This is a genomic window from Brachyspira sp. SAP_772, from assembly GCF_009755885.1.
In the GTDB taxonomy this organism is placed as follows: domain Bacteria; phylum Spirochaetota; class Brachyspiria; order Brachyspirales; family Brachyspiraceae; genus Brachyspira.
This window is the reverse complement of record NZ_VYIX01000002.1, coordinates 628,675-655,233: the sequence shown is the minus strand read 5'-3', so window position 1 is coordinate 655,233 and position 26,559 is coordinate 628,675. Positions and strand designations below refer to the sequence as shown.

General features: G+C 27.7%; 18 protein-coding genes and 1 pseudogene. 5 read left to right on the top strand and 14 right to left on the bottom strand.

What is annotated here, in order from left to right:
• Positions 1–2 precede the first annotated feature (2 nt).
• The 9 genes from lpxB to GQX97_RS08010 form a co-directional block, all read right to left on the bottom strand.
• Positions 3–1,124 (bottom strand): lipid-A-disaccharide synthase, encoded by a 1,122-nt coding sequence (gene lpxB, locus GQX97_RS08050; RefSeq protein WP_157151430.1) that lies wholly within the window; start codon positions 1,122–1,124, stop codon positions 3–5.
• A gap of 24 nt (positions 1,125–1,148) precedes the next feature.
• Positions 1,149–1,943 (bottom strand): acyl-ACP--UDP-N-acetylglucosamine O-acyltransferase, encoded by a 795-nt coding sequence (lpxA, locus tag GQX97_RS08045; protein WP_157151429.1) that lies wholly within the window; start codon positions 1,941–1,943, stop codon positions 1,149–1,151.
• 14 nt (positions 1,944–1,957) lie between these two features.
• Positions 1,958–2,422: a 3-hydroxyacyl-ACP dehydratase FabZ gene (fabZ, locus tag GQX97_RS08040; protein WP_157151428.1), complete on the bottom strand. Its 465-nt coding sequence runs from the start codon at positions 2,420–2,422 to the stop codon at positions 1,958–1,960.
• Between the two features lie 81 nt (positions 2,423–2,503).
• Positions 2,504–3,634: a DUF362 domain-containing protein gene (locus tag GQX97_RS08035; RefSeq protein WP_157151427.1), complete on the bottom strand. Its 1,131-nt coding sequence runs from the start codon at positions 3,632–3,634 to the stop codon at positions 2,504–2,506.
• 74 nt (positions 3,635–3,708) lie between these two features.
• Entirely contained in the window at positions 3,709–4,698 is a 990-nt protein-coding gene (locus tag GQX97_RS08030) for a hypothetical protein (protein ID WP_157151426.1), read from the bottom strand.
• A gap of 95 nt (positions 4,699–4,793) precedes the next feature.
• On the bottom strand, positions 4,794–5,390 hold the full coding sequence (locus GQX97_RS08025; protein ID WP_157151425.1) for a 4'-phosphopantetheinyl transferase superfamily protein: 597 nt from the start codon (positions 5,388–5,390) through the stop codon (positions 4,794–4,796).
• A 2-nt stretch (positions 5,391–5,392) separates the two neighbouring features.
• Positions 5,393–6,469: a toxic anion resistance protein gene (locus GQX97_RS08020; RefSeq protein WP_157151424.1), complete on the bottom strand. Its 1,077-nt coding sequence runs from the start codon at positions 6,467–6,469 to the stop codon at positions 5,393–5,395.
• A 21-nt stretch (positions 6,470–6,490) separates the two neighbouring features.
• The gene (locus tag GQX97_RS08015) at positions 6,491–7,024 is read right to left on the bottom strand and encodes a 5-bromo-4-chloroindolyl phosphate hydrolysis family protein (protein WP_157151423.1); all 534 of its coding nucleotides are present in this window, start codon (positions 7,022–7,024) and stop codon (positions 6,491–6,493) included.
• Positions 7,025–7,085: 61 nt separating this feature from the next.
• Entirely contained in the window at positions 7,086–8,810 is a 1,725-nt protein-coding gene (locus GQX97_RS08010; protein ID WP_157151422.1) for a bifunctional 2-polyprenyl-6-hydroxyphenol methylase/3-demethylubiquinol 3-O-methyltransferase UbiG, read from the bottom strand.
• Positions 8,811–8,953: 143 nt separating this feature from the next.
• On the opposite strand from GQX97_RS08010, the gene mfd reads away from it, so the two are divergent.
• A complete protein-coding gene (mfd, locus tag GQX97_RS08005; RefSeq protein ID WP_157151421.1) occupies positions 8,954–12,547 on the top strand; it encodes a transcription-repair coupling factor in 3,594 nt (1,197 codons plus the stop codon).
• 203 nt (positions 12,548–12,750) lie between these two features.
• Here the strand turns inward: mfd and GQX97_RS08000 are convergent, their stop codons facing one another.
• Together GQX97_RS08000 and GQX97_RS07995 are read right to left on the bottom strand one after the other, a co-directional pair.
• Positions 12,751–13,437 carry a flagellar filament outer layer protein FlaA gene (locus GQX97_RS08000; protein ID WP_157151420.1) on the bottom strand — a complete coding sequence of 229 codons (687 nt, stop codon included), beginning with the start codon at positions 13,435–13,437 and terminating at the stop codon, positions 12,751–12,753.
• Positions 13,438–13,461: 24 nt separating this feature from the next.
• Positions 13,462–14,292, bottom strand: coding sequence for a flagellar filament outer layer protein FlaA (locus GQX97_RS07995; protein WP_157151419.1), 831 nt, complete (start codon positions 14,290–14,292; stop codon positions 13,462–13,464).
• Positions 14,293–14,508: 216 nt separating this feature from the next.
• Between GQX97_RS07995 and GQX97_RS07990 the strand changes: the two genes are divergently transcribed.
• On the top strand, positions 14,509–15,186 hold the full coding sequence (locus GQX97_RS07990; RefSeq protein WP_157151418.1) for a pseudouridine synthase: 678 nt from the start codon (positions 14,509–14,511) through the stop codon (positions 15,184–15,186).
• A 39-nt stretch (positions 15,187–15,225) separates the two neighbouring features.
• Here GQX97_RS07990 and GQX97_RS07985 read toward each other — a convergent pair whose 3' ends face one another.
• Together GQX97_RS07985 and GQX97_RS07980 are read right to left on the bottom strand one after the other, a co-directional pair.
• Positions 15,226–17,283: a methyl-accepting chemotaxis protein gene (locus GQX97_RS07985; RefSeq protein ID WP_157151417.1), complete on the bottom strand. Its 2,058-nt coding sequence runs from the start codon at positions 17,281–17,283 to the stop codon at positions 15,226–15,228.
• A 137-nt stretch (positions 17,284–17,420) separates the two neighbouring features.
• Complete coding sequence (locus GQX97_RS07980) at positions 17,421–18,581, bottom strand: iron-containing alcohol dehydrogenase (protein WP_157151416.1); 1,161 nt, start codon at positions 18,579–18,581, stop codon at positions 17,421–17,423.
• Positions 18,582–19,360: 779 nt separating this feature from the next.
• Between GQX97_RS07980 and GQX97_RS07975 the strand changes: the two genes are divergently transcribed.
• Positions 19,361–20,401, top strand: coding sequence for a tetratricopeptide repeat protein (locus GQX97_RS07975; RefSeq protein ID WP_232473289.1), 1,041 nt, complete (start codon positions 19,361–19,363; stop codon positions 20,399–20,401).
• Between the two features lie 888 nt (positions 20,402–21,289).
• Positions 21,290–23,019: pseudogene (locus tag GQX97_RS07970) on the top strand (molybdate metabolism regulator); the annotation flags it as partial.
• Between the two features lie 785 nt (positions 23,020–23,804).
• On the opposite strand, the gene GQX97_RS07965 reads toward GQX97_RS07970, so the two are convergent.
• Entirely contained in the window at positions 23,805–24,605 is an 801-nt protein-coding gene (locus GQX97_RS07965) for a DUF268 domain-containing protein (RefSeq protein WP_157151415.1), read from the bottom strand.
• A gap of 205 nt (positions 24,606–24,810) precedes the next feature.
• Here GQX97_RS07965 and creD point away from each other — a divergent pair, with 205 nt between their 5' ends.
• Positions 24,811–26,178 carry a cell envelope integrity protein CreD gene (gene creD / locus GQX97_RS07960; RefSeq protein WP_157151414.1) on the top strand — a complete coding sequence of 456 codons (1,368 nt, stop codon included), beginning with the start codon at positions 24,811–24,813 and terminating at the stop codon, positions 26,176–26,178.
• Positions 26,179–26,559 lie beyond the last annotated feature (381 nt).

The window sequence follows — 26,559 nt, the reverse complement described above, 5'->3', positions numbered from 1 at the left end:
TTTTAATTAATAATCTCTTTTGCAACACGTTCTAATACATTTTTATCACCGAGTAATTCTCTTACTCTAAGTAAATTAGAACTAGTTTTATTATAATATTCTTTATCTGTTAAATATTTCATTATATGACTGCTAATAGCATTTGCATTACAATCTCTCTGAAGAAGCTCAGGAGCAGCCTCTTCATTAAGCATAACATTAGGCATACCAACATATTTGATATTAGTTAAAAGCTTACCAAGCAAAAAAGTTAAATGAGATATTTTATAACATATAACCATAGGTTTTCCATAACAAGCAGCTATTAAACTAGCTGTACCGCTGGACATTATAAGAGCATCAGAATATATATAAATATCATCTTTATTGTCTATAACAGAGTAACATACTCCTTTTAATAAATCTTTATAACTATCAATAATATTTTCTATAGGCTCTCTATATTCAGGATAAGCAACAGGTATAATAAATCTTATATTTCCAAACAGCATATCATTAAGTATCTTCATAGATTTGATAAACACAGGAGCAAGTTTTCTAATCTCTTGATACCTACTTCCAAATAATACACCAACTGTATATTCTTTTTTATCCATATTTAACGGAGATATTTCTCTATCATAATTAATATCAGCAAAAGGATGTCCGCTATAAACAACATTACAATTATATTTTTTATAAACATCATAATCAAATTTAAATGGAGTGATTATTTTTTTAGCAGATAAGAGCCTTTTAGCATTCCACTCCCCCCATATACCAACATGAGGCGGAAAATAATAAATATAAGGAATATTATTTTTTGCACAATACTTTGCTAATATAAGATTAACCCCCTGATTATCTACAAGAAGCATTATATCAACTTTATTATTTTTAAGATACTCTTTTAATATATTGAAAGCACCAAGTTTTTTAAAAGCAAATTTGGGATTAATACCCTCAAATATACCCATAGTAGATAAAGTTGACATATCTGATAAAATATTCACATTAGCCTTTTTCATCTCAACGCCGCCAAATCCATCTAATATAGTTTCTGGTGCTAACTTTTTTATCTCATTTGCAATTAAGGCTCCCTGAATGTCGCCAGATACTTCTCCTGTAGCTATAAATATTCGCATATATTAATCTTTTTAACTGCCTTCTTATACTGTTTTTCTTGGAGTTATGCCTCTTCTAGACTCTGATATAAAAACAACTATTTTTTTAGCTATATCATTTAAACTATCATCATTTAAATATCTATCTAAAAACTCTTGTTTTGTTTTATTCCAATTAAACCACATATCATAAGCCTCTTCAGCCTGACTAATCTGTTCTGAAGTAAAACCAGCTCTTCTCATTCCAACTAAATTAAGTTTATATACAATAGCTTCACCAGCATGAGCAGTTAAAGCATATGGAAGTATATCTCTGCCAACCGCAGACATTCCGCTAATCATAGCATATTCGCCTATAGAACAAAATTGATGTACAACACAGTTACCAGAAATAAAAGCTCCCTTTCCAACCTTTACATGCCCAGCAACTAAAGCACCATTACATATAATAACATTATCATTAATCTCACAATCATGAGCAACATGACCAGTAGCCATTATATAACAATTATTTTTTATGATAGTTTTTTGATTTTCTTTTGATGCTCTATGCAAATTGGCGAACTCTCTTATCTCATTATTATCACCAATCTCTAAAAATGTAACAGTCTTTCTATCAAAATGTATATCTTGAGGTAAATCACCTAAAACAACATTATCATGAATTATATTATTTTTACCTATATTAGTATACTCTTTTATAATACTATGAGCACCTATTACAGTATTTTCTCCTATAGTTACGTTGCCTTCTATTACACTATAAGGACCTATTTTTACATTATCAGATATCTTAGCAGATTCTGAAATAATAGCAGTTTCATGTATATCTTTTTTCATTTTTCATTGTCCAATTATTTATTAATTTTCATAGCTTCTTTATCTACTAAAAATAACCCCAAATCAGCAGAACAAGCTAAACTCTCCCCTACTCTAACTTCACCATGTGTTTTAAGTAAAGTTCCATTAAAAGCCTCAACAGTAACAAACATATCCATTACATCACCCGGTATAACAGGATTTTTAAACTTAACATTATCTATTTTAGCAAAGAACATAAACTTTTTGCCAATCTCTTCAGGCTTTAAAAGCTTCATATAGCAATATATACCAGAAGTTTGTGCCATCGCCTCAACCATTAAAACTCCGGGCATTATAGGGCTTTCTGGAAAATGTCCTGTAAATTGAGGTTCATTAAAAGTAACATTTTTTACAGAATGTATTTTGCCTTCTTCTATACTTATTACCTTATCTACTAGTAAGAAAGGATACCTATGTGGAAGAAGCTCCATTATTTTAGTTATATTAATATTTTCCATTTATAATTACCTTTTTTTTAAAAAATTCTACTTATAATATTTCTATAATGATACCATAATATTAACTAAACTTCAAGCAATTTAAAACTTTCTTTTTAAAAATATTGCCTTATGAGGACATAATTCTTGACAGCAATAGCAAGTAATGCATTTATCATAATAATATTCAGGAGGATGATTTTTACCTTTTTTATCGAAATTTAAAGCTAAAGGAGTAACAGGGCAAACCTTAACACATACCCCACATTTTACACATTTGTTTTTATCTATAACAGGCTTAGGTATAATAAAAGAAAATAACCTTTTCACCATAGGAAAGTTAGCAAATTTCATCAAACTTCTTCCTATCCCTATTCTTTTATGAGGCTTTTTAAAATCAAGAACCTTAACAATCTCTATATCATCCCCCAAAACTTCTATATTGTCTTTATTAGAGAAATTATGTTTAAAACCCATTTTTAAAGTAGGTATATTATTATAATCAAAAGATATAATCTTTGAAGCAATATAATCTAAAGCAACAGCATCAGTAGAAAATAGCAATGCATTTACTTTTCTAGGATTTCCGCTTCTTGGTCCATTGCCCTCCATAGCAAGTATAGCATCCATTATATATAATTTTGGACTAACATATTTATTTAAATCCAAAAGCATAGTAGAAAAATCTTCAAAATCAGGCAACTTTAAATGATACTCAGCCTTTCTAAAACCGGGTATGCATCCAAATTGATTTTTTACAGCTCCCGTCATCACAGTTAAAGCATGCGATTTTAATTTTGGCAAACTAATTATAACATCTGCCTCCGTAACAGGCTTCGCTACAGTAAAACTTTTCTCTTGAACTCCCTCAGGAAAATTAACCCCAACAGGCTCATCAAAATCAGCATATTCTACATTAAGTCTACTGGCAACCTCATCAATACCAGCCTTCATAGCAACACTGCTTCCCTTTCCAACACCGGGTGAATCTCCATAAGAAACTTTACAACCCTTCTCTTGTAAAATTGATGCTATAGCTTCAAAAACAATAGGGTGTGTAGTTACAGATTTATCAGCTGTTTCTGCCGCTAATAAATTTGGCTTCAATAATACCTTATCGTTACTGTGAACAAATAAATCTATACCCCCAAGTAAATCTATACCGCGATTAATGGCAGATTTAACCATATCCAAATCATAATTATCACATTTAATTATAACTACCTTACTCATTTAATACCTTTTTTATAATATAATGAATTTTAAATAAATATTAGAATAAAAGATTATAAGCTTAAAATTAATAGCTATTCAGAAACACCATACATCTTGCTGTCAAACTCTTTTTTAATTCTGTTAAATTTATCGCGTGTTCTATTTAATGCAGAGTCCATCTTACTAATAGCCCTTTGATTTGCACTATATAATCCTAATGATTTTCTTGCATAAGGTATCATCTCATTTTTCCTTACAGAGTCTGAATTAATAAGTCTAACTATAGAACTATAATATCCCTCATTACCAGCTATCATTCTATTTTTTTTCATCTCAAAACTATAAATATCTTTTTCGCTATTATCTACGTCAGTAAATGATACCCTAGAAACTGCAGCAACATCATTTTGAGAAATATCCTCCATAGCAGAAATTAAACTTTCTATAGTAGAAGTAGAATCCAACCTTGCATTCTCTTCACCTCTATTTAAAAATACTAAAGGATCTGTATCACTGCCCTGTTTTACTACCTTATTATTTCCATCGAAATTAGCTATATAAACTTCTCTAGGATTAATTACTCTCTCATCATTATCCGTATAAACATTAACTTTAGAATTAATAGGAATTACTATAGTAGAACCATCTTCAGAAAAAGCAATCTCAAGCTTTGCAGGAGTGTTATTATATGTAACCATAGAAGAAACATTAGCGGTATGTACTTGATAATCATCTTCTATACTAAGAGTACAATATCCATGAAGTAAAGACAATGATATATAAGAATCTTCACTAGAAATAGAAGAATTAACCATCATTATACTTCTTTCATTTAAAGAAATACTTCCTATATTGTTTCCATTTTTTAATACTGTAATTTCTACTGTTGTATTACTGTTTGCTGATAATTTATAGCCTTCATGTATTTCACTGCCTCTGAAAACCCTTAATGACTTATCAGCTCTTTCTATAAAAGCAACTCCAGATATACCTGTGATTTTAAAAGTTATATCTTGAGAGAAAAGTGTATTACTACTAAAGAGTATAAATATATTCAATAAAAATAATATAGTTTTTTTCATACTCATAACTCCTCGGCAAACTTCAAAGCTCCGCCAAGTAATATAATTGTATACACTTGAACAAAAAAAGTCAATAGCTATAAAAAATCAAACTACTATATAGAAATATCTATCTGAGGAAGCACAGGATAAGAAAATAGCATATTAAGATTAAAATCATCAGTAGTTATTATAATATCTCTATCTTTCATATCAGAACATAAACTTATTATGTAAGAATCATCAAGAATAAATGTAGCAAAAAATAAATTATCAGCATTATATATCACTCTTTCATCTAAATCTATCTCTATAGAATCTTTTATATCAAAAATCACTTTACCAAGTTTTTTAACATAAGCCTCTTTTAATGTCCACAAAGTAAAAAAATCTATCTCTAATTTTTTTGAAGACTTTAAAAACTTGCACTCCTTAAAAGAAAAATATTCACTTGCAATATCTAAAAATTTTCTCTCTTTAATAAACTCAGCATCAACCCCTATAAGACTATCAGACATTCCAACGCAAATTAAATCATTGGTATGAGAACCATTAAAAAATATATTATTCTCATTTTCAAAATAAGGCTTACCATTATCATTTCTTTTTATTACCAAACCATCTTTATTATAATGCTTGTAAGCCATCTCTTTTGATAAACTTTCTATATTGCCATTATATTCATTATTAAAAACATATTTTAAATATATCATAATTACTCTTTTATACTCAATATCTTGTTTTTAAGTTCATTTTCAATGTTTACTAATTCCATTTCAGCATTTTTTCTCTTTTCTCTGCCCTCTTTTTGTATCTTTATTACTTCGTCCAATGTAGAAATTAATTGTTCATTTGTATGCTTTAATGTTTCAATATCAACTATAGCTCTTTCAGACTCTTTTGCTGTTTCTATAGTAGAAGTTTTTAGCATGTCAGCATTTTTTCTAAGAAGTTCATTAGTGGTATCAGTAACAGCTCTTTGTGCTTTGGCTGCTTCATTAGAATGATAAAGCCCTATAGCTAATACCATTTGATTTTTCCACAAAGGTATGGTATTAACAAGTGTAGATTGAATCTTTTCACTCATAACTACATTATTATTTTGAACCATTCTTATTTGAGGTATAGTTTGTATTGATACTGTTTTGGTTAGCTCTAAATCATGTAATCTCTTTTCAAATCTATTAGCTAAATCTTTATAATCTCTTGCAGCTTGTGCATCTTCTGCTGTGTTGGTTTGTTTTGCTTTCTCTTCAAGTTCTAATATTTTTTTGTTTATATCATTATTTAATTTTTCTTTTCCAGCTTTAATATATAATTCAAGCTCTTTTAAATAATCTAAATTATAATCATACATTTGGTCTAATATACTAATATCTTTTAACAATGTTCTTTGATGATTTTCTAATATCTTTATTATTCCATCAATATTAACTTCAACTTTAGAGTATTTAGTTTTTAATTTACCCAAATTATTAATTCCTTTCTTAAAAAAGCCAAATATCCCTTTAGATTCTTTTTCTATATCAAAACCTTTAAGCTCTACTATCAAATCACTAATAGTGTTTCCTATATCTCCCAAATCTTTATTCATCACAGTACTTAATGTATTTTCAGAAAATTGTACCATTTTACTTTGTGCAGCAGAACCATAAGACATTATAGAAACAGAATCTTCTAAATTTATACTATTAGATAATTCTTTTATTTTGTTATTATCATTCTCACTTATTTTAGAATCAATACTTTTTTGAATCTCTAAACTTAAAGAATTATTATTATTTTCTTGCATAAATAAAAACCTCCAAAAAAATTATATTAATCCATCTTTTTCAAGCATATTTTTTAATACATCTATATCGCTATTTATGTCAATTAATTTATTTTCATTCATCTCAAGAAGCATTTTTTTTAAAGCCTCATTTAATTTTATTATAGCATCTTCTATCTCTAAAGAAGTGTTTTCTATATTGGAATTTTTAACAGGTAAATTGCAAAAATCAATATAATATTTAAGCATTTTTATAGCAGTTGGAAGATGATATTCATTTATCTTTTCAAGTTTCTTCTCTCCTTCTTTGTTAGCCTTAGAATAAGCAACCATATTGTCAAGTATAGAAATCATTTCAGATAAAGCAGGATTAAGTTCAGCATCATTAATCTCTTTTGAATATTCTTTTATTTTTGATATATTTCTTTTCGTTTCTAATATCACTAAACTTTCATCATTAGAATTATTTAAATTATTATTAGAATATTCTTTATCATTATCTATATTATTATCTACAGGAAAGTTTCTGTCTAAATTTAGTTTTAATTTTTCAAAAATATATTTATCTTCTTCCATTTTTTAACCAATAAAATATGTTAACTTTTATTATAAACAATAAAATTATTATTGCAATATACTATTTCACCTTTTGATATATACACTCAAACGTATCACCCAAATTAAATTTTTGTGCGAGTTTTTTATATAGTTTTTCTGATAGTTTAGAATTTTTAAAAATCTTAAATACATCAGTAAATCTATTATAATAAACACTCTGATTTTCTAAACTAATTCTTTTAAGAGAATATTTAGAAAAAAACATATCCAAAGATTTAGGATTAGCCTCAAAAGCATGGTCACTAGGAACTATAGAATAATAATTTTTATTAAACCTTCCGCTAACCCCATAACCATTAGGCATAGCTAAAGCAAATATTCCATCATCCTTTAGGGAATACAAAATATGTTCAAAAATTTTATCAAAATTATAAATATGCTCCACAACATACCAAGCCGTAATTATGTCATATTCTTTTTCTTTATACTTAAAATCAAGCAAAGAACAATTATGCACATTTAGGTGTAAAGTATTAACGCAGTAATTTGAAGCATACTCGCTTATCTCTATGCCCTCAGTAATATATCCATATTTAGAAGCCTCTTTAAGAAAAAAACCCATAGCACTTCCAATATCTAATACTTTTCCGTTTGGTTTTATTTTTTTTATTTTTTCTATTCTTCTCTTTGCTAATCGGCTTAAATTTTCAACATCTTCTTCATAGGTTTTGCCGTATTGTTTTTTATAATCTTCTACAAAATATTTTGATGAATAATCTGTAAAAGGAGATAAAAAATATTTTCTAAACAAAGTATTGCAATGATGACATTTATATAAATTTGATTCTAAATTTCTGTTTTTTCTCTCTATATTAGAGCTTTTACAGAAAGGACATTTTATATCTTTAAAATCTTTAATATTATAAAAAATAGTCTTTAATCTCTCTATAGATTCATCAGTATTTATTTGCCGAGCATTCTCTATCAAACTACTTTGCTTTTCTTTATTGTTTATAAAAGCTTCTATTTTTTTTACACTCTCATTGATATCAGCTTCTTCAAAAAAACCCAAATTAAAAAATATATCATCACACTTATTAGCCAATTCATCATGATACTTAGTAGGTGAAAAAAGTATAGTAGGAATTTTTGATTCTATGCATTCAAAAGCGGTAAGCCCAAAATATGTTATAACTCCAGAATATGAATTAGCAAATATATCTTTTGAAAAATCAATATACTCTATATTAGAAAACTCACTTTCTTTTTTAACATCTATTACTATAAATCTTTTATTATTTATTTTTGATATTATTTGAATTGCTTTATCTTTTAGTTGTTTATTGAACCCCAAATAAACAAGTATTAGAGATTCTTCATTATATATAGGTTTTATAGAATTATTTAATATTGTAGCAATAAATGGCTTAATATTTACCTCTTTAGAGTTATCCAAATTAGGAAGCATTTCTATTACAATATCAGCCAACCTTCTCTCACTTCCAATACTATCTATTATTATAACAGATGATATTTTTTTTAAATAACTTATATATTTTTCTTCAACTTCTCTCGCATCAACAATTATAATGTATGGTTTTATTTCTCCTATCTTATTAAACTCAATAGTTTTTATGTCAGTTCTTTTATATAATTCACTTTCATTATTTATAGAAGAAAAAGTAAAATCATATATATCACTTAATTTATTAGCAATAAGACTCATACGGGTAAAATGTCCATAGCCGTATATACCATTAATATCTGTTATTATACATATATTCTTTTTTATATCATTTAACATACAAACTCTAATATAATAAAATCAAAAAATTAATAAAATTATACAATAAAAATTTAGAATTACAAACATTATAATATATTGCTATTTAATAAAATATTGTTTATATTTATAGAATAATTTATTTTGTTGTAGTTATTATATTTATGGAAAATACTGAAATATCAAATATCTTAATAGAAAAGTTTAAAAATAGCGAAGAATACAAATCTTTTGATTTAAACACTGTAAAAAACATATATGGCATAAAAGGAGGAGGCGATTCTCTTTTTTTTGCTGCTCTTTTTAATGATAAAAATAAAAGCTTAATGATTATAAAAGAAGATGAAAATGAAGCTATGCTCTTAAGTCAAGCTTTAAACTTTTATAATATTGAGAATTATTATTTTCCAGATTATGACAGCGTACCTTTTACAAAAATGTCTCCAATTACAGATATAGTGCAAGACAGATTAAGTATTTTATATAAATTAATTAATGAAGATAAATTTATTTTAATAACAACAATAAAATCAATCGCAAGAAAACTTCCAAACAAAGAAACATTAAAAAATAATACAATCAACATAAAAGTTAATGACAAATTAAATATTGATTCTTTAAGGCTTAATTTATATGATTTAGGATATGTGATAGAGAGAGAAGTTTCTGAGGTTGGTACTTGTGCTGTGAGGGGGAGTATAATAGATATATATTCTATTCTTTACAATGACCCTATTAGAATAGAATTGTTTGATGATGAAGTTGAGAGTATAAGGTTTTTTAATATAGAAGATGGAAAGTCATATAAAAATATTGAAGAGATTACAATATATCCTGTGAGGGAATCAATTTATAAAGATTCACTTATAGAAGAGTTTTTAGATAAAGATATTGACAGTGAATTAAAAGACAATATACAAAAAAGTAAATATTTTGCAGGAAATGAGAACTTACTTGGAATATTTAACAGCAACTTGCAAACTATATTTGATTATGCTAATGAAAGCATTATATTTACAGATGATGCATTAAAATTAAAAAATAAGCTAATAAATGTTTTATCAACTACAGAAGAGAATTTTAATGATATAGATAATATATTTAAATCTATTTATGATAATATAAACTCACTTTATATAGATATAAATTATTTTGAAAACATTATAAAAAATGCAATTAATTTAAGCCCCTTTATAGTAGATAATAATATTCATAAATTTAGTTTTGAAGAAGGAGTTTCTTTCAAATCAAAGCTAACAGAGTTTTTGGATTATATTAAGGATTATAGAAAAAAAGATTATTTTATTATACTCTCTACTAGTCATTATGACCAAGCAAAAAGGTTCTATAAGATAATGGATAATTTAGAGCCTAAATTAATTGCCTCAGAAGAAAACATTAATGAAGAGAGTAAAACAATAGAAGAAAACAATATAATAGATAATGAAGAAAATCTTGATTTCTCTAATAACAAAAATAACTTCTATATAATAACAACACAATCAGCATCAGGCTTTATTAAAGATGATATAAAAACAATATTTATAGCAGACTGGGAAGTATTTGGAAGAAAAAGAAAAAGAGTAAAAAAGATACCGAAAGTAAATAAAAATATTATAGAAACATTTGTTGATTTAAACATAGGTGATTATGCAGTTCATGTAAATTATGGTATAGGTAAATATTTAGGCTTAACGAGAAAACTCTCAAACGGAAAAGAAAAAGACTATTTAACATTAGAGTATGCCAAAGGAGATAAACTTTATATACCAGTAGAGCAGATGAACTTTGTGCAGAAATATATATCTGGAAGCGGAGAAGAGCCAAAATTAACAGCATTAGGCGGAAGTGCTTGGGATAAAATAAAAAGTAAAGCTAGAGAAGATGCTTTGGCTACAGCAAGAGACCTTATAAAAATATATGCAATTCGCTCTAGTGTTCATGGAAATATTTATGGACCAGACACTCAGTGGCAAGACGACTTTGAGGCTTCATTTAGTTATGAAGAGACTGTTGATCAACTAAGGGCTATTAATGATATAAAATCAGATATGGAAAGTGACAAGATGATGGATAGGCTTGTTTGCGGAGATGTTGGATTTGGAAAAACTGAGGTTGCTTTTAGGGCTATATTTAAAGCTGTTATGGCGGGTAAACAATGTGCAATACTCTGCCCTACTACAATACTCTCTCAGCAGCACTATAATAATGCCAAAAAAAGATTTGAAGATTTTCCTGTTCGTATAGAAGTCTTAAATAGATTTGTCTCTTCAAGACAGGCTAAAAAAAATAAAGAAATGCTTGAAAATGGTTCTTGTGATATCATCATAGGCACACATATGCTTTTATCTGATGATATTAAGTTTAAAAATTTAGGCTTAATAGTTATAGATGAAGAGCAGAGATTTGGTGTAAAACATAAAGAAGCATTAAAAAAACTTAGATTTGAAACCGATGTGCTTACATTATCTGCAACACCAATACCAAGAACATTGAATATGGCATTAACAGGTATAAGAGATATAAGCATAATAGAAACTCCTCCGCTAAATAGAATACCTGTAAAAACTTACGTAATGGAGTTTAATGAAAACACTGTTGTAAGTGCAATAGAGAGAGAATTAAAAAGAAATGGTCAAGTATTTTATCTGTATAATAGAATAGACACAATAGAATCATTTGCCTTAATGATAAAAAAACTATGCCCAAAAGCTTCTATATGTGTAGCACATGGAAGAATGACTGGTGTTCAGTTAGAAAAAATTATGTCAGATTTTATTAATCATAAATATGATATATTAGTATCCACCACAATAATAGAAAACGGAATTGATATACCTAATGCCAACACTATATTAATAGACAATGCTAATAAACTAGGTCTTTCAGAACTTTATCAATTGAGAGGAAGAGTTGGAAGAAGTGATAGAGAGGCTTATGCTTATATGTTTTATCCTGAAAACTTAGCATTAACAGAAGTAGCTTATAAAAGGCTTCAAGCTATATCAGAACACACAGATTTAGGTGCTGGTTTTAAGATAGCAATGAGAGATTTAGAAATAAGAGGTGCAGGCAATATATTGGGTAAAGAGCAATCTGGTATGATTTATCAGGTTGGTTATGAGCTTTATACACAAATGCTTGAAGAGGCTACTAATGAATATAAGGGAGAAATAAAAGAGGTTACTTTTGATACTGTTATAGATTTTAAGCATAATTTATTTATACCAGATGAATATATATCAGACCCTAAAGAAAAAATATCTGTTTATAAATTAATAATGCGTTCACAAAGCGATGAAGATATTGATATGGCTAAAGAATATATGATAGATAAATATGGAAAAATGCCTAAAGAGATGGAAGATATATTTAGTATAGCCAAATTAAAAGTTATATTAAAAAGGGTTAGAGTATTATCAGTGATAGAAGGGCATTATAATATGTATATAAAACTTGATAAATATTCTAAAATAGATGCTAAGAAGGTTTCAAAATTAGTTTCTTTAGAAGGGTCTGGGGTTTATTTTGATAAAGAGAATCTTAATCAATTAATAATGCCAGTAGTAGATGATAGTTTAGTTTGGAAGATAAATAAAGTGCGTGAAGTAATATTAGAAATAGAAAGCTTAGAAGAATATAAAGAAAGTAGTAAAGAAAAAAGTTTAGCAGATGTTAATATAGAATCTCAGAAAAAAAATAAGCAAAATAATGCAAGAAAAAGAAAAATAATAAAAATCAATAAAAGAAATAATTAATCTTTATTATCTTTATTATCATCTTTGTTCTTGTCTTTTCTATTGTTTACTATTCTTGTAGTAATAGCATAAATACAAAGTAATACAAAACCTATTAGTAAAAGTTTATTAATCATAATTTCTCCATAATAAAAAATTGTATAAAATAAAAGGTGAAGTAATTAATAATACCTCACCTTTTATTATATCTAAAAGAAATCTAATTACCAAGTATCTAATGGATCATCAGCTTCTTTATAAGTTTCTAAATACATATCAGTTCTAGCTTCCAAGTTATCGAAGTAAATATAATATTTACCATAAGAATCTCTAGGATCAACTTTAACATTGATACCCATAAAGCTTATACCTTGTTCAGTTTGACCTCTAAAATCTTCTTGTTTAACTTTAGCAGGAACTTGTACAGTAATTTTTTTCCAACCCATAAAGTTAAGAGGCTCATCACCAATATTTTGAGGTTTACCATTAATATCATAAATATAGAAGCTCATTCTATTGTTATGATTTCTTCCAGCAACCCAAACGCTAATTTCTTTAGTGAAGCCAGGAATTTTAACAGGTCTAGGAGGAGTAACAGAAAACCAAGGATAACCAGTTTTAAAATACTCTACTTTAGCACCCAAAATATATTTATTAGCATCAGCGTTTTCAGCAGTAACATCAGCAGGACCGCCTTCGCGACGAATTATACTAATAACACCATAATCTCTAGGCATAGATGCTTGCCAAGTATTAGCAAATTCAAAATCATCTATTAAGAAATTAGTATAAGATTCAGTAACAAAATTATTATTTCCTTCTTGACCATTATCTTGTGCTGCATCCTGTGCGAATAACAAGAATGCAACAGTTAAAATCAACATTGTTATAAAAATACTTAATCTTTTCATTGTATTTTTTCTCCTTCTAAAACCTTATTGTTGCGCTTCTTGTTGAGTAGTATCACCAGTAGTAGTAGTACCACCGTCTTCACCAACAACTTTTGCACCGCCTTCAGCATACTGTTCAGCAGAACTTCCGCCTACTTCTTGACCAAGAGTAGTTTCTATATCAGAACCGTCATAAGATTCTCTAAATGTATCTGTAACTGTTTGGAAATAGTCTAATAATACAACAAAATTATCAGCTCTTTCTTCAGGTGAAGCCCAGAAACGGAAATTCAAGAATCTTAAACCTTTAGCTCTAGGAACATAAGGCTCCTCTTGAGGTATATAAGAAGGAACTGCTGTGCTTAAATTTCTCCAACCAATATATTTTAAAGAACCAATAGGCAATGTATAAGTATAACCGCGATAATCTTCAAATAACATTTCCATAGTGTAATCATAATTTCCACCCCATACCCATACATCAAATGTTTGAGCTTTACCAGGGATAATTTTTTGTACTGTTGGTACTAAATCAAAGAAATTGTATCCTTTTCTAAAGAATGATACACTTACTGATAATGAATTAGTGGAATTGTAACCTTGATTACCCATACCAAAAGGTTTAGTTGCAAATAATCTCATATTTGGGTATTTCATTACAACACCATTTTCATTTGTTCTATCGCCTGTAAACATGAAACGACTTCCATTTGATATAGGCTGCCATTCATCTAGTGTTTCAAAATTATAAAGCACTCTTGTTTCGAAATAAACACTAGCACTTTGTCCATAAACAGCAAATGAACCTAAGCATATGAATAGACAAATGATTATGAGGTAGCGAGAAATGTCTCGCATACTTCTATAGAATTTCATAGCGCACTCTCCTTAATATTTATAGCTAAGCAATTATATCCAATAACTTGCACAATTATATTATTAATAATAAAAATTGTCAACTATAAAATATAAAATTATAATTTCCATTCCTTAATATATCGTATTGCAATAACATAATATTTATATTAATTGATTTAAATATATATTATGATAATATTATTTTTAATTTTTTAATGAAAGAAATAGAAAAATATGAGACTAAACAAATATATTGCTTCTCTAAACATAGCAAGCAGAAGAGAAGCTGACAATCTTATAAAAAACGGCAAAGTTAAAGTAAACGGAGAAATAATACTAAACCCTGCAACTCAAGTTACTGAAACAGATAAAGTAGAATGCAATAAGGATGAAGAGAGTAAAATATATATCAAATTAAATAAGCCAAGAGGATATGTTGTATCTACAAACAGAGATGAAGGAAAAACCATTTATCAACTATTAAATAATGAAGTAAAAGGAGTTTATCCTGTTGGAAGATTAGATAAAGATAGTAATGGTCTTATACTTCTTACAAATGATGGGGTATTTGCTAAAAAAATAATAGGTGAAAACTCTAACTGTGAAAAAGAATATTATGTTAAGGTAAATGATAATATACCAGATGGTGCATTAAAAAAACTTGAATACGGAATATCTTTAGATGGCAAAAAATTAAAGCCTGCTAAAACAAAAAGAGCAGCAAAAAACTCATTTAACATAATTCTTACAGAAGGAAGAAACAGACAAATAAGAAGAATGTGCCAAAAGATAGGCTTTGAAGTTATCATATTAAAAAGACTAAGAATTAATAATATATTTCTAAATGAACTTAAAGAAGGAAGTTTTGAATATTTAACAAAAGAAGAAATTGATTGCATAATGAAGTCATAAATCTCCATTATACAATCAAAATAAAATTAATAATTATAATCAAAAAGTACTAAAACCATCATCTGTTATATTGCCAGATCCTGAAAAAGTTTCTCCAAACTCTCTGTCATTAGATATACTTACATCTTTTTTAACTGGTCTTAACGGTTTTGACTCTATATTAACTTTTTTAATATCATCTTTTTTTGGAGTAATATCTATTTTTTTACTAGATTTATCTTCTTTTGATTTTTTTACATCATCACTGCTTAATTTAAAAAAGCTAATAGCCTCCTGAAGACTTCTTGCCTGCTTAAGCAAATTATCAGAAGTATAAGCACTCTCTTGAACTAAAGAAGCATTATGCTGAGTAACAGTATCCATCTCTGAAACAGCAATATTTACCTGATCAACACCTGCCTGTTGCTCCATTGCAGTAGAACTAATGTTTTTCATTATTTTAGCAGTATCTTCTATTTTTTGCTGAATATCAATAAATATTTCTTGTGATTGATGAGCTGTTTCTGTTGCTTTATTTATTTTTTCATTTGTATTATCTACCAAATCAGTAATATCTTTTACAGATGACTGAGTAGTTTGAGCCAAATTTCTAACCTCGCTAGCAACAACTGCAAATCCCTTGCCCTGCTCGCCTGCCCTTGCCGCTTCAACTGCAGCATTAAGTGCTAATATATTAGTTTGAAAAGCAATATCTTCTATTATCTTTGTAATATTTTTTATCTTTGTACTAGCTTCAAATACTGCTTCTATATTTTTTGTAGTTTCTGTAATAATACTTCCAGCATTTTCTATAGCATCTTTTGAAGAAACCATCATATTATTTCCTGTTATAGCATAATCGGTAGAAGATTTTATTGTAGAAGCCATCTCTTCCATAGAACTAGCAGTCTCTTCCAAACTTGCAGCCTGTGATTCTGTTCTTCTTGATAAATCTGTATTACTAGTAGAAAGCTCTTTTGCAGCATTAACTATATTATTAGAAGCCTCATTAACTTCTGTGATAGTTTCTACTAGTTTATTTCTCATACTCACAAAAGATTTTGATAAAATGCCTATCTCATCTTTTCTTGGTTTTATACGCTGTTTTGAACTGCTTAAATCGCCATGCTCTATTTTTGATGCCTCTTCTACCACTATTTCTAATGGCTTAGTAATTGTTCTTATAAACAAATTAACAAGTATAGCTAAAATAATAGTAGATATTATACCTATTATGCTTATAGCTATTATTAATTTCATGTTTTGTTCATATATTTCATAGTTCATCATAGCAAGTGCAATTATCCATGGTTGGTTTTTTAATTTATGATATGCAGCTGTTCTTTTTTGACCATTGATTTCATATGTTAAATTTCCGTCTACATTTCCGCTTCTAAAAGCTTCTTGATATACAGGATTTATTTTCATAACTGCTATATTTTCATATAAAGAATCCATTATATTATATAATTTATCAGTAGTTATAAAAAGCCCTCCTGTTTTACCTAAATCTATACCTGTGAAATGAGTTTGATGAAGCATATACCAATCTAAGAAAATATAAATATAGCCTATTGTAATATTATACGAATCTTTAACAGGCTTTATAGCAGGCATAGCCCATTTTGAAGTAATTTCTGATTGCATTAGTTCATCAGCATAAACAACGCTGTCTGTATTTGAAGCAATCAATTTGTTCCAAGCATTGGGAATATAATCTTTAAGGTTTTTACCCAAAGCAGAAGAAGACATTGAATCTAAAAATATATCCCCTTCAGAATCGGCTATACCAAAATTAATGAGATAGAGATTATTATCTTTGAATTTATTTATAGTTTCAGACAATAATTCTTCAGTAAAATTAACGTCATTTTCTAAATATTTCACAACTGTAGGAGTTACAGAATATGTACTTATTAGAGATGTTTGCAAATCAAACCAAGTATCTAAAACGGATGCATATCCAGCTATAGTGCTGTCAAAACCGCCTAATTTGCTTTTACTAATACCAGTGCTTGCTATATTAACAGAAGATATTAACATCACTATTATAATTAAAACAACTATAGAACATATTACAAACGGTATCTTAAAACCTAAACTATTTAATTTCTTCATAAACAACTCCTAATATAATATCTATCTTGCATTGTATATTATAAAATAAAAACCATTATAAAAGAATATAATAAAAAAGCTATAGCATTAAAATGAATGTAATACTATAGCTTTTAAATGTTTTTTAATAAAAAATATTATCTATAAGATTTTTCTAATATAGTTAATACTTCTTCATCAGTAAAGTTATGAGGATCACATTCAAACAATCCGCCCATAGCAAATCTAGCATTCTTAGCTATTTTTGGCAAATCTTCTTTAGTAATACCATAATCGGAAAGTTTTAGATTATCTACACCGCAAGCCTTCTGTAAATCAACCAAAGCTTCTACAAAATCCATAGCCTTAGCAGCATCTTTTTTACCTAAAGCCTTAGCCATATCAATCATTTTTTCATCGCAATCATGAGCATTTGCTATTGTAGTGTAATATTCTCTACTTATTATAATAAGACCCGCACCATGCTCTAGTTTTGGATAATAAGCACTTAAAGCATGCTCCATAGAGTGTTCTGATGTACAGCTTGAAGTACTTTCCACTATTCCAGATAAAGTATTAGCCATAGCAACATCTTCTCTTGCTTTCATGTTGTTTCCGTCTTTAACAGCATCAGCCAAACTCTTTCCTATAAGCTCTATTGCTTTTAATGCAAACAAATCGCTCATATCTGTTGCAATTTTGTTAATATAACCCTCAGTGCTATGGAATAATGCATCAAAACCTTGATAAGCAGTGAGTTTAGGAGGAACTGTTTTCATAAGCTCAGGGTCTACTATAGAAAGATAAGGATAAGTTTTCTCATAACCGAAACCTATTTTTTCATTGCCGTTAGTGATAACAGTCCAAGGGTCAGCTTCTGTACCTGTGCCTGCAGTTGTTGTTATTGCTACCACTGGAAGAGGGTCATTAGGTATTGCTTTACCTTTACCAGTACCGCCAAATATATAATCCCAATAATCTCCGTCATTTGCCGCCATTACAGCAATAGATTTTGATGAGTCAATACTGCTTCCACCGCCTATACCTATTACAAAATCACAATTTTCTTTTTTTGCTAAAGCAGCTCCTTCCATTACATGGTCTTTTATAGGGTTTGGTAAAATTTTGTCAAATAAAACATAGCTTACATTTGCTTTTTTTAATTCTTCTTCTAATCTATTTAAATAACCATATTTCTTTATAGAAGTACCGCCTGTAACAATTAATGCTTTTTTGCCCGGAAGTTTTTGTTCATGTAGTTTATTCAGAGAACCTGTACCAAATATTACTTTACTTGGCATATAAAAATTAAAATTCATAATATAGCTCCTATTAATAATAATGAATGATTTAAATTATACAACTGTGCCGTATTTAAATCAAATTAATAATATTTTTTATGTTTTTTTATTTGCGGGGACTAGCCCCCGCACCCCCAGTTCTTTTATTGGTATAAAAGAACCAAAATAACTGCATTTAATGAAGTATATTTTTTTATATATAAAAAATATAAATATTATTTTAGCTTTATATATTCCAAACATATAAAGCTATAACATTTGCACTTTTTGGTTCTTTGACGAAGTCCGCACCACGACTGAAAGGAGTCCTTCAGGGCGACCGAAGGAAGTGCCTATGGTGCGAAGGCGGGAAAAAGTTGACAAAAAAACTTATTATATATTTGAAAACTTTTAATTTATCAATTTTTGTTTTTATATTTTGGGGACTGGTCCCCAAACCCCTACTTCTTTTATTGGTATAAAAGAACCAAAATAACTGCATTTTTATTATAATTTTTATAATTTAATTGTACATTAAAATGCACTCCCCCGCACGACTAAGAAGTTATAATTAAAGCATAGCATTACCGTGCGGCAAGGTGGTACAGCTCGTACGCGGGAAAAAGAACAACAAAAAATTAATATAGAATAATTGTTTTACTATATACTGCAAATTTTTAACTTTCTTTATTTTTATTATTTGCATGGCTTTGGCTTATAAATATATTGCATTTTTATAAGGCAAAGCCTCAATTTAATTGAAAAATTATAAAAATATTTTAATATTTGAATTCTAAATTTCTACTCAGGATAAATAAATGATAGAAAAAGAAATACAGCAATTATTTAAATTAGGTAAAAATGCTTTTATAGAAGAAAGATACGAAGAAGCTATTTACAACTTGCAAAAGATGATTGATATTTATAATAAATCTGATTTAGAACTTTATGAAGAAGCTATTGAAGATTATAATAAAGTTTTGGAATTAGATAGTGATTATATAGAGGCTTATTATAAAATAGCTATGGCAAAGATTAATTTGAATTTATATGATGAGGCAATGAAAGATTTTGATAAAGTTTTATATAATGCAAAGTCAGATTCTGATAAAGCTTATTTATATAATTTGAGAGGCACTTTAAATGAAAGGTCAGAAAACTATGATGAAGCCATAAAAAATTATACTAAGGCGATAAAACTTGGATATGAATGTTATTGTGAAAGAGCTATTGCCAAATATAATGCAGGATTAATAAAAGAATCTATTAGTGATTATAAAAAGGCTATAGAATTAGACGCGGATAATTATAAAATATATTATGATAAAGGGATTGCTGAACTTGATTTATCTTTGTATGAAGAGGCTGTAAAAGATTTTGATAAGTCTATAGAATTAAATCCTAATTATTATGAAACATATTATAATAGGGGTCTTGCTAATGAGGCATTAGACAATTATGAAGAAGCTTCTAAAGATTATGAAATGACTGTGAAATTAAATAAAGAACATGAATATGCTTTTAATAATTTGGGAAGCTGTTATGTAAAATTAAAAGAATATGACAAGGCATTAGAAAATTTATATAAAGCATTAGAAATAAATTCTGAACTTGCCCTTCCTCCTAATAATATAGGAGAAGTGAAATCAAGATTGGCTTTAAAAGAAAAAAACAATATAGAAAATTATAATAAATTGAATAGTGAAGCATTAGAGTATTTTAATAAATCTTATGAAATAGCTTTAGAAAAGAATGATGGATATGAAATGAATGCAATTATGGATAATATGAAAGAATTAGCCGCTGAAAATATAGAGCCTGCCATAGAGTTCTTAAAAAATAATAATATAGATTATTAAAATATATTTTAAGTTTTTTGTTTGTGGTGGCTTTGCCCCCTGCGAAGCGTGCCCTAGGGTACACGCCCCTACTTCTTTTGCCGATAGGCACCTACTCGGTATTGGTATAAAAGAAGCAAAAGAACTGCATTAAAAAATTAGCTTTTAAGCATATCCAAAAATGCAAACATTATTTTATACTTAATACATATTTAAAAAATACAAAGCTATAGTACTTGTGTTTTTTGCAACTTTTTTGAGCGACAAAAAAGTTGATATAAAATTATTATTTTAATATGCACTAAAAATTTTTAAGTTTGTTAAAATTTATTTTTTTATTGTTATCGGTGGCTAGCCCCCGCACCCCCACTTCTTTTGCGACCGAAGGAAGTGCCCTTGCGGCGTGCCACAAAGAAGCAAAAAGGCTGTATTTTATGAAGTCCCCCTTTAGGTCTAATTAAATTCAATGATTTATCTTACATATAAAATTATTATGATTTTGTATTAACTTTATACTTGTACTTTCGCGAAGCGTGCCCGAAGGGCAAAAACTTTTTGCTACGGGAAAAGTTGAATGAAAATATAACAAAATATAGTTATTTTATAATATTTAAGTTTTTATTTGTGGGGACTAGTCCCCACGCCCCTACTTCTTTTATTGGTATAAAAGAAGCAAAAGAACTGCATTTTTATGAAGTATATATAAAAATATATGGTATTATTTAATATATTTCCTATATATAAAAGTTAAATATTTGCATTTTTTGGTTCTTTGACGAAGTCCACAGAGCGAGTGAAAGAAGTACCTTTAGGTATGGGTGCGAAGGCGAACATAGCAACAGTAATAAAAATTTGACAGAATAAAAAAATTTAATTATACTGTATAAAAATACCGTCGATGGGGGATATATGGAAAATAATAATGAAGAACAAATAAAAAATAAGTTTGAAAGAATATTCCAATATAAAAACAATAAAAATGCATCCCTTGATTATTTTTACGGAAGAACAGATAGCTGTCCTATTTTACAAAATTATTATAGCTATGATGCTGAAGAAATTTTCAAATTTTATTTTGATGAAAATACTTCAAAAAAAGATAAAAAAGCTATATCAAGATACGCTGCAACTATAATTAAAGATATATACAAAGGCGACACTGCCAATATAATTTTAAGGTTATGCGTTGGTGAAGATTTAGAAAAAGCATTAATAGAAAGTTGTAATAATACATTTAAAAGATATATATATAATACAAAATATGCTAAGGTGCATTTATATAATAATGATGGACTTAAATACATACAAATACAAGTATATTATTTTTATTGTTTTTTAGAATTAGAAAATTATATACCTAAAGACTTTAATCAATACTTAGAAAAAGTAAAAAATAACAATGAAATATTATTAAAAAAAGAACCTCATTTATTATTAACTATTTTGGTATACCTCATAAATAGAGATGATAATAAAAAACTCATTAAACCATTATTAAATTATATAGACTCTCTAAAAATTAATTATGAAGAAACTACTGCACTACTTTTTACTATAGCTGATAAAGATGAAGAAGTTTACAAAAGATTAATTAATATTTTAAATAAAGATAATAATATGATTTATTTTCTTGCAAATATAGAACTTGAAATGAGAAAAGCAGTAAAATTGTATAAAAGATTATTTAAAGGATTAGCAAACAAACAATATTATTACTACACAAATAAACTTATACCTGCATATTTAGAAACATGCTCTTTTCCTAAAGAATGTATTTTATTAAGCACAATACTTAATAACAATGCTCTTTTTATTTCAGGACTTATATTTGAAGCAAAAGAATTATATGATGAAGACAAAGAAACTTTTTATAAACTTTATGAGATAATAGAAAAGTCAAAATTGGAACATTTATATCATGAGTATAATATACTTTATGCTATGCTTTCATCAATTATGCTTGCAAGCGGTGATAATAAATATAATATTGATGCTGATTATATTGTAGCAAAGTTAAAAGAAAGATGTGTGAAGTCATTAGAACTGGTTATACCTATTAAAAGTTTTGATGATATAATTTCTAAAAGCATTAAATATATAAAAGAAAACCGTTACTATGATGATAATTATAGTCATTATTTATCAGCTATAATGTCTTTTGACGGTATCAATGATGAAGCATCAGAAATTACTACTAAATTATTAAAGTATTATGGAATAAACGGCAAAATTTATATTTATACTTCTATTCAGAAAACATTCTATAACAGAGATATTTTATTGATTAAAGAAAAATTAGTTAATGATAAAAAAGTGCAATTAAAAGATATTTATTTATCATTATTAGAATTAAAAGAGGATATTATCACACTTATAAAAAATAATGTAGAAGAAACGAAATCTATTATAGAAGATAAATCATTTATTACTTCTATAACAGCAAATATTCAAGGTACTATATCATTTATTGATTATATTTTCAGTGATGAGTTAAAAGATTTGATAGATAATAAATTTGATTTTGTTTTCAAAGTTCTAGATACAGCAAAATCAAAAAAAGTAAAAAATCATTGCATATCAATAATAAATAATAATGAAAGCATTGTAAGAAAAGAAGTATAAAGTTAGCAAATGAAGGAAGCACCTTTAGGCATAACCCAAAAAAACAAAAAGGCTGCATTTTTTAGCTAAAACATTGGTATACTTCTTTTATAAATATTTATAAAGTATAAAGCCAAAGTACTTGCACTTTTTGGTTCTTTGATGAAGCCCGCACAGCGACCTAAGGAAGTACCTGTGGGTGCGAAGGCAGGAAAAAGTTGAATAAAATCAAAATATAATTATTTTAGAATATATTGATTTTAGTTTGTCAAAAAATATTTGTATGTTTTTTTATTCTCGGGGGCTAGCCCCCGCACCCCCACTTCTTTTATTGGTATAAAAGAAGCAAAAGAACTGCATTTCTATTATAAATTTCATAATTTAATTGTACATTAAAAGGCACTCCCCCGCACGACTAAAAAGTTATAATTAAAGCATAGCATTACCGTGCGGCAAGGTGGTACAGCTCGTACGAGGGAAAAAGTTGAATAAAAAAATCATGTAACAAAATATAATTATTTTAGAATATATCGATTTTAGTTTACCAGAAAATATTTTTAAGTTTTTTATTTGTGGGGACTACCCCACTGCGAAGCGTACCCCTAGTGTAGCCCCCCAATTCTTTTGCGACTGAAAGGAGTCCTTCAGAGCGACCGAAGGAAGTATCTTCAGGTATGGCCGAACCAAAAAGACTGCATTTTTTTATCTCAAATATTGGTATTACTTTATTTTATAAATATTTATTAATTTAGTTTTGAAATAAGTTTAATATATTTTTCATATATCATAATTATAGTTAAAGAATAATATCATTATGACAAAACTATATTTTTTGAAACCAAAAACAACCGCATCCGTATTTTTGTTTATCTGTTAATTCTTTTGTAGCATTATTTATTATACCAATACTATCTTTTACAGAATTATCAGGTATTAAAGAATAATTAATTAATTTACAACCTTGAAAATATTCCACTACCATATCATAAGAATATATTCTGTGAGCATTAAATTGTACTCTTGGTTTACCCACAGGAACAACAAAAAGTATATGACCGTTATTTTTAGTTACTCTCTTTAGCTCATTTATTCCTTTTATATCTCCATCAGGATCAACTTCATCTCCATATCTGCCTAAACCTATATGCTCTATTGCATGCATACATGATATAGATTCTATACTATTATCTTCAAATGGAAGTTTTTTTATATCACATGAACAAGGAGTAAATCCTTTTAAATTATAAATTTGCGGCGGTCTGTATTCATAAAAATCTATTGGTACAAATCCTGAAGCAATTGTACTAAAATAAGTGATAGAAGATATATCTATATGTTTTTTAGGATTTATTTCTTTAAGACATCTTGCAGCCCAGGCAGGATGATATAAGTAATGTGAATCAAACTCAATATTTGCTATATTTTCTCCAAATATATGAAAATTATTTTCTTTTTTTATTGGAAATCTTCCTGATTTATTTAGTCTATTATATTTTTCTATACATTCATTAATCCATTTTATTTGTTCTGGTTTTATTAATTTTTCTCTAATCTTATTTCTTAATCCTCTAAATGGTATGAACCATACGATTTTATTAATTTTATCTAATTTTTCCTTAATCATTTTAAAATCCAATTTTATTATATGATTCAAAAAATTATTTTTAGGTATGATTATACTAACAAAATAATAATATAATATAATAATTTCTTTATTATATTATAATATACAAAAAAATCAAATAACTCTCTATAAAAATACAAATATATTTTACATTATTAATTTAATAAAGTTATAATACTTAAATATACATTGTTTTAGATGGAAAATGATAAAAAACATAAATGAAGTAACTAAAACTTTAGGATTCAAAATAATAATAATAGTGGTATTAGGACTATTGCTTTTAATACCTATGACTTTTATAAATAGCGTTGTAAAAGATAGGATTCGTTATCAAAATGAGGCAATCTCTTCTATAATAGAGCCTGTGGGAGACAGTGCAAATATACAGGGGGTAGTTATTGCTATACCATATTTAGAAAAGTTTATTGACAGCGACACTAAAGAAATAGGCTACACAAGAAAATATATTTTTTATATGCCTAATGAATATAATGTTACTGCTGATGTTGAAGTTACAAGTTTAAGCAGAGGTATTTTTAAAGCTCCTATTTTTAATACTAAGTTAAATATTATAGGAAGGTTCGATAAATATAATGATGAAATATATAATCTAGATGAAAACAATACTATTATACTTTATGATGAAGCTATGATTATATTGGGCATAGGAAACAAAAAAAATCTTATGAAACTTCCTAATATATTAATTAATAATAATGAAGAAATTAAATATTATGAGAAGAATATTAATATAGATTTGAATATGTTTAATAACAAGTTTTTGTACACTATTTCAAGAGATAATATATTAAACGGTTTTGATTTTAATATTACAATGGACATTCAAGGCGGGAACTCTCTCATAATAACACCATTAGCTTCTGAAAACACTTTTAAAATATCTTCAAAATGGAAAGACCCTAGTTTTACAGGTGGATTTTTACCAACAAAAAGAGAAGTTAATAATAACGGTTTTAATGCTGAGTGGAATATAGCAAGTTTTAATACCTCATTTACAAAATATTGGACTAGTGATGAAAATGCTAATAGATTAAATAATATAGACAATAACCAATATTATACCAGCAATCAAGAGTCTAATAATGTTTTAGTATCTTTTTTACTCCTCAATGATAACTATCAAAAAACTTCAAGAAGCGTAAAATATGCTATATTATTTATATTTATTCCGTTTTTTGTGTTATTTTTATGCGAAGTGCTTTCAAAAAAACGTATACACCCAGTACAATATATACTCATAGGCATAGCTAATGCAATATTTTATCTTCTGCTTTTAGCAATATCTGAACATATTAACTTTAATGTTAGCTATTTTATAAGTGCATTGATGGTTACAGCTTTAACTTCTATTTATATAGGATATATTATCAAATCTCCAAAATACACTATTTCTATGGCTATAGTAGAAGCTTTGGTTTATATATTCTTGTTTGGAATATTACAATTAACCGACTATGCATTGCTCATGGGCACATTAGGACTATTTGCAGTTATTGCTCTTGCTATGTACTTTACACGCAATGTGGATTGGTATGGAGAAAATAATTAACGATTAAAAAAATTATAACCGCACGGTGGAATAAATTTCCTAATATAATAAAATTTTATTGATATTGTAAATTTTGCTTAGCGTGCGGTGCAGATACTGTAAATTTATATATAGCTTGGGCGGGAAGCCTAAGATAGTGGCTAAAGCAGAAAATCATAGCAAAGTAAGAATTGAAAATACAGACAAAGAGCCTAAAGGGCGGGCAAATTGATGAATTTTCGGACTAAATAGTAGATTTGCCCCGCAGGCACTTCCTTCGGTCGCACCACGGGCACTTCCTTCGGTCGCACCACGGGCACTTCCTTCGGTCGCAGGCAAGTTTCTCAAAAAAGCAATTACTAAAACTTTATATAAAAAACATATATATTAAATGTGGATATA

Excerpts from the sequence above, each read along its gene's own strand:
- lpxB (WP_157151430.1), bottom strand. The coding sequence starts at position 1,124 with ATGCGAATATTTATAGCTACAGGAGAAGTATCTGGCGACATTCAGGGA.
- lpxA (WP_157151429.1), bottom strand. The coding sequence starts at position 1,943 with ATGAAAAAAGATATACATGAAACTGCTATTATTTCAGAATCTGCTAAG.
- fabZ (WP_157151428.1), bottom strand. The coding sequence starts at position 2,422 with ATGGAAAATATTAATATAACTAAAATAATGGAGCTTCTTCCACATAGG.
- GQX97_RS08035 (WP_157151427.1), bottom strand. The coding sequence starts at position 3,634 with ATGAGTAAGGTAGTTATAATTAAATGTGATAATTATGATTTGGATATG.
- GQX97_RS08030 (WP_157151426.1), bottom strand. The coding sequence starts at position 4,698 with ATGAAAAAAACTATATTATTTTTATTGAATATATTTATACTCTTTAGT.
- GQX97_RS08025 (WP_157151425.1), bottom strand. The coding sequence starts at position 5,390 with ATGATATATTTAAAATATGTTTTTAATAATGAATATAATGGCAATATA.
- GQX97_RS08020 (WP_157151424.1), bottom strand. The coding sequence starts at position 6,469 with ATGCAAGAAAATAATAATAATTCTTTAAGTTTAGAGATTCAAAAAAGT.
- GQX97_RS08015 (WP_157151423.1), bottom strand. The coding sequence starts at position 7,024 with ATGGAAGAAGATAAATATATTTTTGAAAAATTAAAACTAAATTTAGAC.
- GQX97_RS08010 (WP_157151422.1), bottom strand. The coding sequence starts at position 8,810 with ATGTTAAATGATATAAAAAAGAATATATGTATAATAACAGATATTAAT.
- mfd (WP_157151421.1), top strand. The coding sequence starts at position 8,954 with ATGGAAAATACTGAAATATCAAATATCTTAATAGAAAAGTTTAAAAAT.
- GQX97_RS08000 (WP_157151420.1), bottom strand. The coding sequence starts at position 13,437 with ATGAAAAGATTAAGTATTTTTATAACAATGTTGATTTTAACTGTTGCA.
- GQX97_RS07995 (WP_157151419.1), bottom strand. The coding sequence starts at position 14,292 with ATGAAATTCTATAGAAGTATGCGAGACATTTCTCGCTACCTCATAATC.
- GQX97_RS07990 (WP_157151418.1), top strand. The coding sequence starts at position 14,509 with ATGAGACTAAACAAATATATTGCTTCTCTAAACATAGCAAGCAGAAGA.
- GQX97_RS07985 (WP_157151417.1), bottom strand. The coding sequence starts at position 17,283 with ATGAAGAAATTAAATAGTTTAGGTTTTAAGATACCGTTTGTAATATGT.
- GQX97_RS07980 (WP_157151416.1), bottom strand. The coding sequence starts at position 18,581 with ATGAATTTTAATTTTTATATGCCAAGTAAAGTAATATTTGGTACAGGT.
- GQX97_RS07975 (WP_232473289.1), top strand. The coding sequence starts at position 19,361 with ATGATAGAAAAAGAAATACAGCAATTATTTAAATTAGGTAAAAATGCT.
- GQX97_RS07965 (WP_157151415.1), bottom strand. The coding sequence starts at position 24,605 with ATGATTAAGGAAAAATTAGATAAAATTAATAAAATCGTATGGTTCATA.
- creD (WP_157151414.1), top strand. The coding sequence starts at position 24,811 with ATGATAAAAAACATAAATGAAGTAACTAAAACTTTAGGATTCAAAATA.